We start from the raw sequence: 14,472 nt of genomic DNA, 5'->3' as shown, positions 1-14,472 counted from the left end.
TATATCCCCCTTTTTATTTAAGTGTTTCAATTCATTTACATTTTCAACTTGTTATAAGTATACAATACAAATTAATATTTATGCAAGTATTTTTTATATTTTTTCGATTTACCCACTTTTTTTAAGTATTTATGCATATTTAATGTATATTTACTTAATTTCAATTCATGTAAACCTTCCTAAGTGCAGTATACTTTGTTGTAGTAACAAATATATTCAAGACAATATATAATATATTATTTAGAATATATTATATGTAAGAAGGTGGCATTATGAGCAAAGCAAAGAATAGACACATGTTTCTTGGAAACAATACCTCTCAAGGATTTTATTCGTTATTTAAAAATCTAATTTCTCAAGAGAATGCTAATAAAATAATATGCTTAAAAGGAGGACCCGGAACTGGAAAATCTTCTCTAATGAAAAAATTAGCCTTTTATTTTAAATCTAATTTTTATACTGTAGAAGAATACCATTGTTCTTCTGATGATCAATCACTAGATGCAATTCTAGTTAAAGAACTAAAGGTCGCAATATTAGATGGTACTGCACCCCATACAACTGATCCTGTAACCCCTGGTGCCGTGGATAAAATAATAGATTTAGCTCAAGCTCTTAACTATAAAAACTTAGTTACTCATAAGACTGAAATAATAAATATCGGAAAAGATATAAGCGAAAGTTTTAGTAGAGCATATACCTTCTTTAATTCGGCTAGCAAAGTCTACTTAGACTGGAGAAATCTTAATAATAACTCAGTAGACAAAGATCTATTGGTTAAATTTGAAGCAACTGTTAAAGGTATAGTTCTTCCAAAGAAATCATCACCTGCTTTTGGAGGAGAAAGACATACTTTTGCTACAGCATTCACTCCAAATGGCATAGTTTCTTTTGGTGAAGATTTAGCAAGCTCTGTTGAAAATTTATTTGTACTTAAAGGAGAGCCTGGACTTTCTAAAAGTAATATCTTAAAATCAATTGGAGAATCTGCTCAAAAATCAGGTCTTTATGTAGAGTACTATCATCATCCATTACTACCCAATGATATTGAACACATTATTATACCTGATGAAAACATCGGAGTATTTACTGAAAATGAAATATCGAAACTTAATATAAACGGAACAGTTTTTGATATGTCATCTCTATGTAACAAACATAAACTTGATAAGTATAAAGATGAACTAGATTTTGATAGATGCGAATTTGATATATTATTAAATAAAGGTCTTTCATTAATCACTGAAGCAAAGCTTCTTCATGATAAACTTGAAAAGCATTATGCTAATAATATGGACTTTGATGTGGTAAATAAAATTTATGATGAAATTATCTTAGAGTTTGAACAGTTTAAAAAGTAATATATATAATCTTAGATTTTTATGCGTTTCTTGATAATAAAAAAAGAGCCTACAGGCTCTTTTATTTTTTATTTTGTTTTATAACAGATAATCTATGAAGCGCTCTAGTACACATAATATATTTAACAAGATTTGGAGTCTCCTCTTCATCTTCTAATATTATTACTCCATCAAACTCTAATCCCTTAGCAAAGTAAGCTGGAACAAGTACCTTACCACCTCTATAAATTATATCATTTCTATCAAAAGTAAGAATCTTAACTTTTTCTTTTAAGTTATGAGATATATCCTTAAGTTCTTCTCTCTTTTTAGTTATAACTGCTATACTTTCAAGACCTTCTTCTTCATAATCTTCAATTATTGAAGTTATTGTATCAATTGTCTCCCCAATACTTTCAGTTTCCTCTTCAAGAACTTTTTCTCCATTTCTAACTAATGGTACTATTCTATCCTCATCTAAGAATTTACTTGCATATTCCATTATTTCTTGAGTTGATCTATAACTCTTATTTAATGAGAACTCTAAGACATTATCTTTAAATACTTCATCTAATTTCAGCATTGCAGGTATTTCTTTTGTATCAATAAGTCTTTGATTGCTATCTCCAACTATTGTACAACTATTACATCCTGTTAGCTCTTTTAAAACCATAAATTGCATATAGTTATAATCCTGTGCTTCATCTATTACAAGATGTTTATACTCTTTCTTTGTCTTCTTCCCATTTAATTTAATCATTAAATAAAGAATTCCTGCAAGATCCATATATCCTAAAAACTCAGTATTAGTAGCCCTTTTATATATGCTAAGGATACTTTCATGTGATAACCACGCGTCTACTCTATCTCTAGCATTCATTACTTCTCTTACTATTTCTCTTATTCTAATTCTTCTTTGGAAATCTAAATTATTCTTTTCAAAAATAAGATCATCTTCACTTAATTCACTTATCTTCTTTTCTATATCCTTATTTAATTTCCAAACTAATTCATCTCTCTTATCCTTTATTTTTGAAGTTAGTATTCTCTTTACCTTTTCACTTCTTCTAAATAAAGGCATATATGCGTAATGATCAGTAAATAAAGCCTGTATCTCATCTTTAGATACTATTTCTTCTCCGAAGAATTTTACTGGCTCAATATTAAAATAAGTACTATTCATATCATTAACTATATCATCAAGCTTTGAAACAAATCTTTTTGAGCTCTTTTCTTTATATTCTTCTAGAGCCTTTTCATTCCCTTTCATAGCTTCTTCTATATAATAAGAGAATTCAGTTATATCTTCGTCTATTCCTATCTCTCTTCTTGCAAAAGCTTCAAATGTCATATTATCTATTCCATCTTCTCCAAGTGAAGGCAAGACTCCAGCAATATAATCCATAAATATATCATTTGGTCCTAAAATAAGTACTTTATCACCAAATTGCTTTCTAAAGTTATATAAAAGATATGATATTCTATGAAGTGCTATTGTAGTTTTACCTGATCCTGCAACTCCGTTTACTACTACAGCTTTATCTTTAGGAGCTCTTATGATTTCATCTTGCTCCTCTTGAATTGTCATTACTATATCCTTAAGCTTTTCTCCAGCATTACTAGTTAAAACCATTTGAAGAATATCATCTTTTACATCAACTGCTGAATCAAATATTCCCTTAAGCTCACTATTTTTAACTATAAGCTGTCTTCTTGCCAATATATCAGCTTCTATATCACCAACTGGTGACTCATATGATGATTTTCCAAGGCTTCCTTTATAAAATAGTGATGCAATAGGAGCACGCCAGTCAACTATAACTGGCTCATATGTTCCTTCTTTAGTCAATCCGAATCTACCAATATAGATCTCTTCTGGAGTACTATCTTCTATAAAGTCTATCCTTCCAAAATAAGGTGACTCCTTAAGAATAGTATATTCTCTAAGCTTTTTATCAATATTTTTATAAGCTTCCTCTTTTACATAAGCTTCATGATCAAAATACTCTAATACCCTATCTTCATCATCTCTGTATTCTTCTATAACCTTTTTTCTATAGTCTACGATATATTCTGTTATATATTTTCTTTTCTCTATATAATTTAATATCTCTTCATTTAATGTCTTTAAAGTATTCTCTAAATGCTGTTCTTCCATTAGGAAATCTAGGTTATTATTCAAGCGCGCTACATCTCCTTTTTTTTCAAATTATTGATTATCTGAACCATCTTGTTCTTTTGAAGAACTCTCATCATTGTTCTCGTCTATTGTCGTAGTTTTAGTAACTACAGCTTCACTTTCGCCATCTTCATCTATCTTTTCAAGACTTAGAATAGTAGCTTCCCTTTTAATTTCTTTTCTACTTTCTGCAAGCATTTTAGCTTCTTTTCTAGCCTCTTCTTTTATTCTCTCTTCTTCTTCTTTTTTTACTTTCATTTCTGGATATTTATTATATACTATATCCATAAATTCATCACCAAAGATTGTTTCTTTTTCTAGAAGAACATTTGATATCTCATCTAAAAGATCTCTATTATCATGTAATAACTTTCTAGCATTTTTATGAGCTTCTATTATAATTTTTAAAACTTCATTATCTATCATAGTTGAAGTCTCTTCACTACAATTTCTTACTGCTCTACCATCTAAATATCTATTTTGTATTGATTCAAGAGCCATCATATCAAACTTATCTGACATACCATAAACAGTTACCATACTTCTAGCTGTTTGCGTTGCTCTTTCTATATCATTTGATGCTCCTGTTGAAACTAAATTAAATACTTCCTCTTCAGCAGATCTTCCACCAAGCATTACTGTAATTTGGTTTAATAACTCTTCTCTTGAAATTAAGTATTTATCTTCTTCTGGTAATTGCATAGTATATCCAAGTGCACCCATTGTTCTTGGAACTATTGTAATCTTATGAACTGGATCTGCTCCATCTAAAAGTGCTGCAACTAAAGCATGCCCAACTTCATGGAAAGCAACAGCTTTCTTTTCTTTAGGTGATAGAATTCTATCTTTCTTTTCTTTACCTGCTATTATATCTTCAACAGCTTCTCTTAAGTCAGCTTGAATAACTTCTTTTCTTCCTTCTCTAACTGCTCTAAGTGCTGCTTCATTCATTATGTTTGCAAGATCAGCTCCGACAGCTCCTGGAGTACTCTTTGCTATTTCTTCTAAATCTACATCATCTCCAAGTTTTATATCTTTAGCATGAACTTTTAGTATAGCTTCTCTTCCTGGGAAGTCTGGTCTATCAACTATTACTCTTCTATCAAATCTACCTGGTCTAAGTAATGCTTTATCAAGTATTTCAGGTCTATTTGTAGCACCAAGTATTACTATACCCTTTGAAGAGTCGAATCCATCCATTTCTGAAAGTAATTGATTAAGAGTTTGCTCTCTTTCATCATTACTTTGTAATTGATTATCTCTACTCTTACCAACGGCATCTATTTCATCTATAAATATGATACAAGGAGCTTTTTCTTGAGCATCTTTAAATAATTCTCTAACTCTTTTTGCACCAGCACCAACAAACATCTCAACAAAGCTTGAACCTGATATTGAGAAGAATGGCACTTTTGCTTCTCCTGCTACTGCCTTTGCAAGTAATGTTTTACCTGTTCCTGGAGGTCCAACTAAAAGGACACCTTTAGGAAGCTTAGCACCTATTTCTGTATATCTTCTTGGATCATTTAAGAAGTCTATAACCTCTTCTAGTGATTCTTTAGCTTCTTCCTGTCCTGCAACATCCTTAAAAGTAACTCCAATTTCATCTTCCATGTAAACTTTGGCGTTATTTTTGCCCATAGACATCATTCCGCCACCCATTTTACCTGCCATCTTTGAGAATAACATTCTCCATACAAAGAACATTAAAAGTATTGGTAATCCGTAAACAAGTAATAAATCAAATACTGGTGATTGTTTAGGATTTTGTCCTGTAACAGTAATATTTGAAGCATTTAACTCTTTAAGTAAATCATCATTTTTTATATTTGCAGTATATAAAGTTTTACCTTTAAATTCATTATCATCCTTTGGTGTTATTATTAGATTCTCATTAGTTATTATAACTTTTGAAATTTGTTTGTCCTTAACCATTTGCTGGAACTCTGTATAACTAATCTCTTTATTCATAGATGTTTCTCTAACATAATTAAAAGACATTATTATAGCTAGAGCTATTATAAAATAAATAATCCCAGCTTTATTTCTTTTTTTATTTTGCTGTTCCATTTAATCCACCTCTTTCTTTAGTATAATTCTCTACTCTAAAAAACCTATGTTATTAAAAGGATAAATCCTTATTTGGGCTTTCCCCTGTATCTTACTTCCATCTATATAAGGATTTTTCCAAAAACGCGAATCATTAGAATTTGCTCTATTATCTCCTAAGAAAAAATACTTACCTTCCGGAACTATATAAGTTCCATATGAATCCATTGGATATTCTACATATGGTTCATCTAACTTTTTCCCATTAACATAGACTGCTGTTCCATCAATTTTGATTGAATCCCCTGGAAGTCCTATAAGTCTTTTTATTACAGTTTCATTAAGCTCATCAGAGTCAAATACAACTATATCACCCCTATGTAACTTTTCTGGATTATAAACCCTAGTTACCAAAAGTCGATCTCCAACCTTTAAAGTTGGTACCATTGAGGAACTTGGGATATATACCTTGAAGATTAAAAAATTATTTATCAATATAGCAAGAACTACTGCTATAAAAACTGGTACAATCCAATCAAAAAAGAAATTCTTCTTCTTTTCTTTAACTTGTTTCTTTCCTCTATCGGATCTTTTCATTGTATAGTCAGTTATCTTTACATCATTTTTTTCTTCTTCTATCTTCTGATCTTGTGATGTATTTGGATCTTCGATCATTATTCCACCCATATTCCTTTCATTAACTCTTTAATATCATTCTTACGTTGCTTGGTCATTTCTTTACTATAATAGTATTTATTTTCTTTTTTATATAATACATCTCCATCTTTTGGTGACATATGGACTTCACTTTCATGAACATTAATCATATCTCCACTTGGAGATTCCAAAATATAATATTCGCCTTCTTTTCTATCCACTATATATGCGTCTTTCATAAATATATTATCGCCCTCTTTAACCTTTCTAAAACTTGATATTATCATTAATTATATCATATTTTTTTGTCAATTTTCTTTCAGGAGATTTAAATTTATTATAAAGTTAGTTAAGCTTTATGTGTCATATGTGTAAATTTAGAAATTATTCTAATATATATTATTTTTAGAATAAACTTATATGAATTTTGTATGAAAATTATACATTTAAGATAATTTATTTTTCATTTTACCCTATTATATATATAATTTCAATATATATATAATATAATATATAATAACCCTTAAAACAGTTAGTTTTATTGTTTGTTATCAATATAAACTTGGTAATAAAAATAATTTTTATAAGTTCAGCAGATATTTATAGTATTGTGTGAAATATATAGGGTATTATGGATATTTGTTTTTATAGTTATCTTAATATTATTTATAGGTTTAAATTATGCTGATTAAATTTAAGATATGATAATACATAGATTAAAGTTTTTAATCTTCAATATATCTCTAGAACACTCTACTTTTAACTTATTTATGATTCTGTCCAAATTTAATAATCCAAATCAATAAATAAAAGAGAAGACTATATAATCTCCTCTTTTATTTAGATATAAATTCTAAATATACTACTTTATACTTCCAAAATTCTTAATAGGATATACCCTTATTTGAACTTTTCCTTTTATATCATTTTCATCAATATATGGCTCTTTCCACTCTCTTGAATCTCCAGAATTTGCCCTATTATCCCCTAAGAAAAAGTATTTACCTTCTGGAACTTTAAATTTTCCAAAGTATTTATCTGGATATTTTACATAGTCTTCTTTAATCTCATCTCCATTAATATATAATTTTTCACCTTGAATATCTATCTCATCTCCTGGAACTCCTATAAGTCTTTTTACCATAACTTGATTCTTCTCATTATTTTTAAAGACTATAATATCTCCTCTTTTTAGATTTTCAAAATTATATACCCTAGTTACTAAGAATTTATCTCCTATATTTATAGTAGGTTCCATAGAACCTGTAGGAACATCTACTTTAAATATTAAGAATTTGTTTATCATTATAGCCAGTAAAACAGCCACAATTATAGGAGGTAACCACTCTCTTATAAATTTATTATCCATACTTCCCCTCTTTATACCCTTTAGTTAATTTTTTATATTACTTCATTCTTTATTATATCCTCATAGCTCTCTCTTTTACATATAACTCTTGCTTCTCCATCTTTAACCATAACAACTGCTGGTTTTGGTATTTTATTATAGTTGTTAGACATTGAATATCCATAAGCTCCTGTTGACATCATTGCTAATAAGTCACCACTTAAAACTGATGGTATCTTTATAGCATTTAATAATATATCTCCTGATTCACAACATTTTCCTGATATTGTTACCTTTTCTTTTGAATCATATATAACTCTATTTGCAACAATACATTCATATCTTGCTTTATAAAGCGCTGGTCTAATATTATCTGTCATACCTCCATCCACTGATACATACTTTCTTATTGATGGAATATTCTTTATTGATCCTATTGTATATAATGTAGTTCCTGCATTCCCTGCAATTGAACGCCCTGGTTCAATTACAAGTGTTGGAGATTCTAAATTAATTTCCTTACATACTGCATCAACTTTATCTAATATAGCACCGCAATATTCATTTGTTTCTCTAGGCTTATCTTCCTTGCTATAGTAAATTCCAAATCCACCACCTAAATCTAACTCTCCAATTAAATATCCTGTTTCATCTTGTATTCTCTTAATTAAATTAAGCATTATTTCAGCAGCATCTTCATATGGCGTTAGCTCAAATATCTGAGATCCTATATGACAATGTAACCCACATAGATTTACATTTTCTAGTTTTATCGCTCTTTTTATTGCATTTATTATATTATCTCCAACTGGTGCAAACCCAAATTTTGAATCTATCTGACCAGTTTTAATATACTCATGAGTATGTGCTTCTATCCCTGGAGTTATTCTAAGATAAATATTTTGTGATCTCCCATAATTCTTTGCCATTTGATTTAGTTGTTCTATTTCAAATAAATTATCAACTACGAATGTTCCCACTCCTAATTGTACACCCATTTCAATTTCTTCTAATGTTTTATTATTTCCATGAAATAATACTCTATCTAACGGAAAATTTGCTTTGTATGCAGTATAAAGTTCTCCCCCTGATACTACATCCAAACAAAGTCCTTCTTCTTCAATTAATTTACACATTGCAAGAGTTAAGAAAGCCTTGCCTGCATATGCTACTTTATTTCCTCTTTCTTTACATTTAAAAGAAGTAATATACTTCTTACAATTATCTCTTAACAATTGTTCATCCATAACATATAGAGGTGTTCCAAACTCCTCTACTAATTTTGTTGTTTTTACGCCTCCAATTACCAATGTATTCTCTTCTGTTTTCATATTACCAAATAGTTTCATAATGATTCCTCCACTCTATTTAAGTAAAACAAAACGCCACAGATTAAACTGTGACGGGTAATAGCGTGTGGTTATAAGGTCTATTATTACGTATAAGAATATTACTTACTGCTAAGATGCAATAGGTGAAATAATCATTGTAACTTTTTAATCCTTGTAGCTCTCCACGATATGTGACAGTGATGCATATATTATATACACCCCCAGCATAATTACCTTTGCTAATAATTACACTTCGGCCAATCTTCCTTTCATCTTTTATCATAGTCTGCAAAACTCCTAAAGATTACTCTTAATCTTGGCACCTCTACCCTAGGTTTGTCTTCAATTTTATATTATATTTTATACAACTTGTACTAATTATGATACCATATTTTTATTAATTTACAATACTTTTTTGAAACTTTTTCTAATTTTTTCTATAATTTTCTTTCTCTGTAAACATCCATTAAATCCCCCATTATTTCCGCTGATGATGGTGGTGTATAACTTATTGCATTTGCGCCTGCTTCTATTGTCTCTTGAATACTTTCTTGTGTTGGCCCACCTGTTGCTATTATAGGTATTAATGGATATTCTTCTCTTATCCTTCTTATTATTTTAGGTGTATCTTTTCCACCTGATACATTTAATATAGTTGCTCCTGCATTTAATCTTTCTTCTATATCTGTATCTTCTGAAACAACAGTTACAACTACCGGTATATCTATTGTCTTTCTTATTCTCTTCACTATGCTATTTGAAGTTGGAGCATTTACAACTATTCCTATTGCTCCTTTAAATTCTGCATCTAATGCTAAGTTTACAACCCTTCTACCTTGAGTTATTCCCCCACCAACTCCACAAAATACGGGAACATCCGCAGCTGTTATTATGGCTTCAGTGATTTTAGGCTGGGGGGTAAAAGGATATACTGCCATTATTGCGTCTGCATTTGTATTCTTTATCATTGCAACATCTGTGGAAAACATTATAGACTTAACTCTCTTCCCAAATATTTTTATTCCACTACACTTCCTTATAATTGCTGGTGCTTCAATTATATGATTTCTCAAAGTCCCTAAAATCTCAGGTACATACCTTTCATTATCCTTATTCATTATTATCCCTCCAAAATTATGTATTAACTTTACACTATATTATATATCCAACTTTCCTTTGTGGAAATATTATATAGTAATATTTTAATTATTTTTCTAGCTAATATGACTAGTTTTGTAATATAATATTTACAAATAATAGAATAAAACGAGGTGAAAAGACTGTGATTGGAAAGAAAAAACTCTTCTTACCATATAAAATTTTATTGGTTATTTATTTATTTTTTATAGTTACAGCCTTTATTATTAATTCACCCCATGAGATCTTTAATGGTTTGAAGAAAATTCTCTTAACCCCTGACATATTAATTACTGATTATGTAGAGATTGGTGGCATAGGAGCTACCTTAGTTAATGCAGCACTAACTAGTATAATAAGCATCTTTATATTAGTTCTTGTAGGTATAAAACCAAATGGTTCAACAATAATGGCTTTATGGCTTATGACTGGCTTTTCTTTCTTTGGAAAAAATATTTTAAACATATGGCCTGTTATGTTTGGTGTTTATCTTTTTGCAAGATATCAAAAACAACCACTACTTAATTACACATTAGTTATGCTATTATCCACAACCCTTGCACCAACAGTTAGTCAGCTTAGCTTTACTTCAGATAACCCAATCTTAGGATTATTTTTTGGTTCAATTATTGGTGTTTTTATAGGATTTGTTTTAACTCCTATAGCAACACACTGTATATCTTCCCATGCTGGATATAATTTATACAATATAGGTTTTGCATGTGGACTACTGGCAACTCTATTAATGTCTTTATTTAGATCAATAGGCATTGACTTTAAGACTCAATTAATTTGGAATAAAGGTAATAATGAATTCTTTCTTGTATTTATGATAATAATATGCCTTTATTTAATTGGTATTGGCCTTTATTATGGAAGAAATACAAAAAATAATTTAAAAAGGATAAGTAAACAATCTGGTAAACTTGTGTCAGACTTTTACCTACTTTTTGGAGAGACCGCTTATATTAATATGGGAATAGTAGGTCTATTTGCTACATTCTATTTACTACTTATAGGTGGAGATCTAAATGGTCCAACCCTTGGAGGAATATTTACCATAATAGGTTTTGGATGCTTTGGTAAACATATAAGAAACATAATACCTGTTATGATTGGTGCAACTCTTGGAGGGTTTATAAGTATCTATTCCATATCTGACCCTGGAATATTACTTGCAATACTTTTTAGTACCTGTTTAGCTCCTATAGGCGGTAAATTTGGCTGGAAGATTGGTATAATTTCAGGAATACTTCATGTAGCATTAGTTACAAATGTGGGGTACTTACATGGTGGTCTAAATCTTTATAATAATGGTTTAGCCGGTGGATTTGTAGCTATGATTTTAATACCTATTATTACTACATTTAAAAGAGAGGTTCGTAAGGATGAAATTTAAAATTGAAAAAAATCTTAGGATAATAAATGAATTAATGTCCTTTTGCTATCACTTTTTAGCAGAAGACATAACTGTTAATGTAAAAAATATAGATAATACATCTAATATAACTATAGATGCTATTATTGATAATTTCCCTAAAGATGATTATGATAACTTAGTTCAAACATTGAACATCCCTCGTCAGCATGAAGTTGAACAGTATTACTGGCACCTTGGTGGCGAAAGTGAATTTGATTGTGAACTTTCTCTTGTAGGTATGATGGTTGATAGCGCAAATATTAATTATGAAAGTAATGTACTTCATATAGAACTTCAAAGAATAGAATCACATTAATATATTTCTATAACACTTATTTCAAAAAGAATAAAACACTATTGTAATATTACAATAGTGTTTTTTATCTATATATTTTATACACATATATCTTCCTATCTATTTAGGTTTTGTCATTTTAAGTGAAGCTCTTTCTCTGCTTGAATGTACAAGCTAATACAATAATAGAAAATATAGTATTTCCTATAAATGGTTGGCTATTATAATTGCTAATACCATTTAAGCTTGCGAATAAAAATAATATTGAGTATATAACCATCATCCAGTATCCCCATATCTTCATCTTTAAATATCCATAAGCCATTATAGCCGTAACTAATATAAGGGCTACTTTAAATATACCCTCTGGTATATATTGCATTCCAAACCTAATATTGAAATTGATTTCCTGTTTAACTCCAAATGTTAAAACCAAAATTATTGCTCCAAAGATATAAAAATATCCTATTAACTTTATAACTATTGATTTATTATTCTCCACCATTCTATCACGCCCCTTTTACCTAATTATACCATATAGGGCATTTATAACATATTTCAATACACTCTTTACAAAAAAATAAGTAATACTATACTTATCTAAATTTATGAAACATAAATTTATAAATTAATATATAATACTACTTATCTTTTATCTCTAATAATTATTATTTTTCTCTAATATCAATAATCTTCTTAACAACTTTTGTTCCTATTTTATCTTCTTGCATTTGTGCTAAAGCATCATCTATTTTAACCCAGCCAATGCCTTCAACTTCATCAGATTTTTTTATTTCACCTGATTTATATTCAGCCATAAAAGTTATCATTAAAAGCTCTTTACCTTCCACAAAATCAGATCCTAAATATTTTATATTTTTAGTCTCTATTCCAGTCTCTTCAAGTACTTCTCTATAAGCTGTATCTTCTGCATATTCATCCTGATCTACATATCCAGATATTAACACCTTAGAATTCTTATATATATAACTTTGTTTTAATAAAAGAATTTCATCACCTTTAACTACTCCAACAACAATACATGGTCTTGGAGTATCAAAATACAATGTATTATCAACTGGGCAATACGGAACTTCACCCTCATCCCAACAATTAAACATTTCTAATTCTCTTCCACACTTTGGACAAAATTTATATTTCATACACTTTCTCCCTCTTATAAAACATCAATTACCTCTATTATAAAGTACCCTCTTATCTTTTAGAAGTATGTTTTCTAAAAATTAACTTTAACCTCTTTATTTAAAGTTATACCTTCCTTATCTACAATGCACTCATATACAAATATATCAACACCATTATCACGTGCTTCTCTAAGTGCCTCACCAAACTTTTCATCTCTCTCATCATTAGGAACAAAATCCTTCATATTTTCCATTTGCAATAAAAATAATACTCCAGCACCTCTTCCACTCTTTTTTACATCAATAAGCTCTAATAAATGTTTTCTTCCTCTATCAGTGGGCGCATCTGGAAAGGCAGCGTGACCTTTTTCCTCTAATGTTACACCTTTAACTTCTAAATAATATTCTTCACCTTCATCACTTGATAACTTAAAATCAAATCTACTGTTACCAAAGGTCTTTTCCTTAAGTATATTATTGTACTTAACTAGCTTTTTTATTTTCTTATTTTGAAGAGCTTCAAAAACCACTTTATTAGGTATTTGAGAATCTATACTTATAAGCATCTCTCCCTTGTAAACTGCAACTAAATCATAGGCTGTCTTTCTAGTTGGATTATCTTCTTTCCTTAAAAGCACAGTTGCACCATCTGTTAATATCTCTCTACATCTTCCAGTATTAGGAACATGAACCGTTATATCTTCTCCATTTAAATTTACCTTGGCGTTAAATCTATTTGGTCTACTTATAAATTTAGCTTCTAATATTTCTTTATTATATTTCATTATTAATCTCCTTTTATTTTGTGAATTTTCTAACTTGTCCACATTATCCACAGTTTTTGTCCACAGCTTTGTTAGTAATATTGAGTAATTTTAACACTATTCATTATCATTCTACAATAAATTGTAATTGATAATTGTTATTTCTACAATATACGTTATATTGTTACTTATATTTTATTTTATACATATATATTGTACAAACCTTATTTTTTTTAAATTTTAACATCAAAGAGAACTTATCCACAAAGTTATTAGACTTATCCACATTATTAACACAATCCCCCTTAAACCTCCTATCTTCAACGTTTTCTGACTGTGTATTAAACTTACATATTTTGGATTTGATTTTCCCATGTAATTATTTTCATAATTTTAAAATAGTAAATTTAGAACAGTTTATAGCATAAAAATCTATTTAATTAAGATACTAATCTTATAAGGTAAGGAGTGATAATTTTGAGTGATAAAAAAGTAATGACCTTTAGAGATGAAAACAATAACAAAATTGATTATGAGATTTTAGAGCAAGTTTTAATATCTGGATCAGAATACGTTGCACTAGCTCCAGTTAAGTCTCATGAAAAAATAGAATTATTTAAAATAAAATTTGATAAAGATTGGAATGAATCTCTAGAGGAAGTATCCTCTGAAAAAGAGATTAATATGTTTAAGCAAGTTTCAAAGCTAAAAATGTAATAATGCTACCCTATATAAATATCATCATATTCTATAAAAATTTACTTTTAGAATATGATGATATTTTATTTATATTATTATCTATTTTTA

At 29.1% G+C, this 14,472-nt stretch carries 14 protein-coding genes and 1 riboswitch; of the genes, 4 read left to right on the top strand and 10 right to left on the bottom strand.

Going from position 1 to position 14,472, the window contains the following annotated elements; genetic code table 11:
* Positions 1-272: 272 nt before the first annotated feature.
* Positions 273-1,361: an ATPase gene (locus K5V21_RS00185; protein WP_221858207.1), complete on the top strand. Its 1,089-nt coding sequence runs from the start codon at positions 273-275 to the stop codon at positions 1,359-1,361.
* Between the two features lie 61 nt (positions 1,362-1,422).
* Here the strand turns inward: K5V21_RS00185 and K5V21_RS00180 are convergent, their stop codons facing one another.
* From K5V21_RS00180 to K5V21_RS00150, 7 genes are all read right to left on the bottom strand, one after another.
* Positions 1,423-3,522 carry a HelD family protein gene (locus K5V21_RS00180; RefSeq protein ID WP_221858205.1) on the bottom strand — a complete coding sequence of 700 codons (2,100 nt, stop codon included), beginning with the start codon at positions 3,520-3,522 and terminating at the stop codon, positions 1,423-1,425.
* A gap of 27 nt (positions 3,523-3,549) precedes the next feature.
* Positions 3,550-5,589, bottom strand: coding sequence for an ATP-dependent zinc metalloprotease FtsH (gene ftsH, locus K5V21_RS00175; protein WP_221858204.1), 2,040 nt, complete (start codon positions 5,587-5,589; stop codon positions 3,550-3,552).
* A 30-nt stretch (positions 5,590-5,619) separates the two neighbouring features.
* Entirely contained in the window at positions 5,620-6,165 is a 546-nt protein-coding gene (lepB, locus tag K5V21_RS00170; protein WP_204593537.1) for a signal peptidase I, read from the bottom strand.
* Positions 6,166-6,242: 77 nt separating this feature from the next.
* A complete protein-coding gene (locus K5V21_RS00165) occupies positions 6,243-6,464 on the bottom strand; it encodes a DUF3006 domain-containing protein (RefSeq protein WP_221858202.1) in 222 nt (73 codons plus the stop codon).
* A gap of 623 nt (positions 6,465-7,087) precedes the next feature.
* Positions 7,088-7,594, bottom strand: coding sequence for a signal peptidase I (lepB, locus tag K5V21_RS00160; RefSeq protein WP_221858201.1), 507 nt, complete (start codon positions 7,592-7,594; stop codon positions 7,088-7,090).
* 32 nt (positions 7,595-7,626) lie between these two features.
* Positions 7,627-8,922 (bottom strand): diaminopimelate decarboxylase, encoded by a 1,296-nt coding sequence (lysA, locus tag K5V21_RS00155; protein WP_221858200.1) that lies wholly within the window; start codon positions 8,920-8,922, stop codon positions 7,627-7,629.
* Between the two features lie 149 nt (positions 8,923-9,071).
* Positions 9,072-9,240: riboswitch (Lysine riboswitch) on the bottom strand.
* A gap of 101 nt (positions 9,241-9,341) precedes the next feature.
* Entirely contained in the window at positions 9,342-10,022 is a 681-nt protein-coding gene (locus K5V21_RS00150) for a hydrolase (protein WP_221858199.1), read from the bottom strand.
* A 164-nt stretch (positions 10,023-10,186) separates the two neighbouring features.
* On the opposite strand from K5V21_RS00150, the gene K5V21_RS00145 reads away from it, so the two are divergent.
* Both K5V21_RS00145 and K5V21_RS00140 read left to right on the top strand, forming a co-directional pair.
* On the top strand, positions 10,187-11,440 hold the full coding sequence (locus K5V21_RS00145) for a DUF1576 domain-containing protein (protein ID WP_221858198.1): 1,254 nt from the start codon (positions 10,187-10,189) through the stop codon (positions 11,438-11,440).
* Positions 11,430-11,777 carry a hypothetical protein gene (locus K5V21_RS00140; protein WP_204593846.1) on the top strand — a complete coding sequence of 116 codons (348 nt, stop codon included), beginning with the start codon at positions 11,430-11,432 and terminating at the stop codon, positions 11,775-11,777. The genes K5V21_RS00145 and K5V21_RS00140 overlap by 11 nt, the downstream gene beginning before the upstream one ends.
* Before the next feature lie 118 nt (positions 11,778-11,895).
* On the opposite strand, the gene K5V21_RS00135 is transcribed toward K5V21_RS00140, so the two are convergent.
* The 3 genes from K5V21_RS00135 to sfsA all read right to left on the bottom strand — a co-directional run bounded on the left by K5V21_RS00135 (position 11,896) and on the right by sfsA (position 13,686).
* Positions 11,896-12,261, bottom strand: a complete 366-nt coding sequence (locus tag K5V21_RS00135; protein WP_221858197.1) for a hypothetical protein — start codon at positions 12,259-12,261, stop codon at positions 11,896-11,898.
* Positions 12,262-12,424: 163 nt separating this feature from the next.
* Complete coding sequence (locus tag K5V21_RS00130; RefSeq protein WP_221858196.1) at positions 12,425-12,919, bottom strand: NAD(+) diphosphatase; 495 nt, start codon at positions 12,917-12,919, stop codon at positions 12,425-12,427.
* A 74-nt stretch (positions 12,920-12,993) separates the two neighbouring features.
* On the bottom strand, positions 12,994-13,686 hold the full coding sequence (gene sfsA / locus K5V21_RS00125) for a DNA/RNA nuclease SfsA (protein WP_221858195.1): 693 nt from the start codon (positions 13,684-13,686) through the stop codon (positions 12,994-12,996).
* Between the two features lie 456 nt (positions 13,687-14,142).
* Here sfsA and K5V21_RS00120 point away from each other — a divergent pair, with 456 nt between their 5' ends.
* Positions 14,143-14,382, top strand: coding sequence for a DUF1292 domain-containing protein (locus K5V21_RS00120; protein WP_221858193.1), 240 nt, complete (start codon positions 14,143-14,145; stop codon positions 14,380-14,382).
* The last annotated feature ends 90 nt before the right edge of the window (positions 14,383-14,472 follow it).

It is taken from the genome of Clostridium sardiniense, assembly GCF_019753795.1.
GTDB classification, from domain to species: domain Bacteria; phylum Bacillota; class Clostridia; order Clostridiales; family Clostridiaceae; genus Clostridium; species Clostridium sardiniense.
This window is presented reverse-complemented; position numbering and strand designations above follow the sequence as displayed.